The 2546-nt window shown below is 64.5% G+C and carries 4 protein-coding genes; all 4 read right to left on the bottom strand.

What is annotated here, in order from left to right; genetic code table 11:
• The coding region (locus tag I5W_RS02375) for a DegT/DnrJ/EryC1/StrS family aminotransferase (protein ID WP_044528034.1) at positions 1-738 on the bottom strand (738 nt) is incomplete at its 3' end.
• Positions 739-768: 30 nt separating this feature from the next.
• Positions 769-1029 (bottom strand): hypothetical protein, encoded by a 261-nt coding sequence (locus I5W_RS02370; RefSeq protein WP_044528033.1) that lies wholly within the window; start codon positions 1027-1029, stop codon positions 769-771.
• A gap of 9 nt (positions 1030-1038) precedes the next feature.
• Positions 1039-1248, bottom strand: coding sequence for a putative nitrogen fixation protein NifT (gene nifT, locus I5W_RS02365; RefSeq protein ID WP_026052155.1), 210 nt, complete (start codon positions 1246-1248; stop codon positions 1039-1041).
• A 35-nt stretch (positions 1249-1283) separates the two neighbouring features.
• Positions 1284-2423 (bottom strand): cysteine desulfurase family protein, encoded by a 1140-nt coding sequence (locus I5W_RS02360; RefSeq protein ID WP_044528032.1) that lies wholly within the window; start codon positions 2421-2423, stop codon positions 1284-1286.
• Positions 2424-2546: the final 123 nt, after the last annotated feature.

Genomic DNA, 2546 nt, shown 5'->3' with positions numbered 1-2546 from the left:
CGAGCCGCTCAGTTGGGCAATGCCGATGGCGGCACTCAGATCGCTCATCGAGGCCTGCATCGGCACCCGGCTGGCCACGGCGATGGACTGGCGATCGCTCAGGTTGCGGTTGCGCATGTAATGCAATTCACTGGCCAGTTCGGGATCATCGGTCACCAGCATGGCGCCCTCGCCACAGCACAGGGCCGAGGGCTGCGAAAAATCGAAGATGGCGATGTCGCCGAAATTGCCCACCACGCGGCCTTGGTAACGCGAACCAATGGCTTCGCTGGAATCTTCGATCAGGCGCAGGCCATGCGCCTGTGCCAGCTGGCGGAACTCGGCCCAGGCGGCCGGATGGCCGTTGCAATTGCCTACCACGATGGCACGCGTGCGCTGGCTGATCTTGTCGGCCACCTTGTGCGGCGCCAGATTGCCGCTCCAGTAGTCGATGTCGGCAAACACCGGGGTGGCACCGACCAGCGTAATGGCGTGGACGATCTGATGCCAGGAGTACGCGGAGGCAATCACCTCATCGCCGGCGCGAATGCCCATGGCACGCAAGGCCAGCATCAGCGCCACCGTGCCGCTGGCAGCGGCTACGCCATAGGTACGGCCGAGGTAGGAGGCGAATTCGTTTTCAAAGGACTCGACCACCGGGCCAGCGGACAGGCCCGACGAGACCAGCACCCGTGTGACGGCTTCCAGCTCGCGGGTGCTGACGTCGGGGTCCGACAATTTGATCCATTCCTGTTCCATGTGATGCACTCCTCCGGGTATTGGCTCAACTCAGGACAAACGGGCGACGACCACGCCACTGGCCTCATCCGGGCTCTCGACCACACGCCAGCAATGGGCATCGGTATCGACCAGGAACACGGCATAGCTGTGCCCGCGCCAGTAAGGTGATTCGCCGCGCATGTCTTCCTGGTCACAACGGCTGCACACCAGGCCCGGCAAGGCACTGCGCAGGGTCGCCAGGACGTTGACCTGAGCGGCATCCTGCAGCACGTCCTGGATGGTGGCTAATTGCTGGGCCGACAGGCTCATCGCGGCTCCTCATTCGCCCAGACGGCGTGCATCGATGGTCACCGGCAATACGGTGGCCGCATCCATCACCGGCAACACCAGTTGCCAGCCATTGGCCAGGGTGACGTGGCCGCCCCACATGTCGGGCTTTTCCATCGCCACGATGGGTTCTTCCAGGTCTTTCTTGGGCACATAGGCCGACAGCAAGCCTGCCGAGTTCTTGCGGATCATCACTTTCACGTTGGGCTCCTGATGGGTTGGTCCGGTAAGGCTGCCTAGGCCGCTCTTGCCTGCAAGGGCTGGACGATCTGCAACAAGGCCGCCAGCACTGCATCGATCTCGTCCTCGCGGGTATCGCGGGAGAGCGAAAAGCGTATCGTCGCCACGGCCTGCTCGCTGGACATGCCCATGGCCATCAACACGTGGGAAGGCATGTCGCCGCTGGCCGTGCAGGCCGACCCGCTGGAGGCGCAGATGCCCAGGCGATCCAGGCGCTCCAGCACCAGCTCGGCATGGACCTGGCCGAAACGCACGCTGACCGTATTGGGCAGACGCGCTGCGCCCGCACCATTGATCTTGACCTGCGGCAGGCGTGCCAGACCGCGCTCGAAGCGCTGTCGCAATGCGCTCACCGCCGGCATCCGTGGCAGCGCCGCACGCGCCTGGGCCGCTGCCACACCCAGCCCGGCGATGCCCGCCACGTCCTCGGTACCGCCGCGCCGGCCACGTTCCTGGTGGCCGAACAGCAAGGGCGGCAACTTGATCCCCTTGCGCACGTACAGGGCGCCGATTCCCTTGGGTCCATGCAGCTTGTGCGCTGACAAGGACAGCAGATCCACGCCCAGGCCCGCCACGTCGCACGGAACACGGCCCACTGCCTGCACCGCGTCGGTATGGAACAGCACACCGCGCTGGCGCGCCAGTTCGGCCGCCTGGGCAATCGGAAACACCACGCCGGTTTCATTGTTGGCCCACATCAGACTGACCAGGGCGGTATCCGGCGTGATGGCTGCCGCTAGTTCATCGAGTTGCAGCTGTCCATGCTCATCCACGGCGATCCAGCTGATGCGCACGCCCTGCGTCTGCAGATGCCGTAGCAGCAACAAGGTGGAAGGATGTTCGACCAGGCTGCTCACGATATGGCGCCGCTGCGGCTGCAAGGCCAACGCACCCAGGATGGCCATGTGATTGGCTTCGGTGGCGCCACTGGTGAACACCAGTTCGGCCGCCGAGGCCGCGAGCAAGGCCGCCACGTCCGCGCGGGCACTGTTCATGCGCTGGCGTGCGGTGTCACCGACCCGGTGCTTGCTGGAGGGATTGCCCCAGGCTTCATCCTGGCAGGCCTGCATGGCCGCCAGTACTTCCGGTGTGGGCCGGGTGGTGGCGTTGTTGTCGAGATAGATGGTGGTATCCATGGGCGCCGCTCTCATTGCCAGAACAACCTTGCGGTGTCCCGGTTGATGCAATCCATCAAGACTTGCAGGCTGCGTTCGAGCATGAAGAATTCCCAGCCGCCTTCCGTGTGATCTTGCGGAAGA

The organism is Herbaspirillum sp. B65, from assembly GCF_000333555.1.
Classification (GTDB): domain Bacteria; phylum Pseudomonadota; class Gammaproteobacteria; order Burkholderiales; family Burkholderiaceae_D; genus Herbaspirillum; species Herbaspirillum rubrisubalbicans.
This window is presented reverse-complemented; position numbering and strand designations above follow the sequence as displayed.

Coding starts and splice junctions, on each gene's coding strand:
- I5W_RS02370 (WP_044528033.1), bottom strand. CDS start 1,029: ATGAGCCTGTCGGCCCAGCAATTAGCCACCATCCAGGACGTGCTGCAG.
- I5W_RS02360 (WP_044528032.1), bottom strand. CDS start 2,423: ATGGATACCACCATCTATCTCGACAACAACGCCACCACCCGGCCCACA.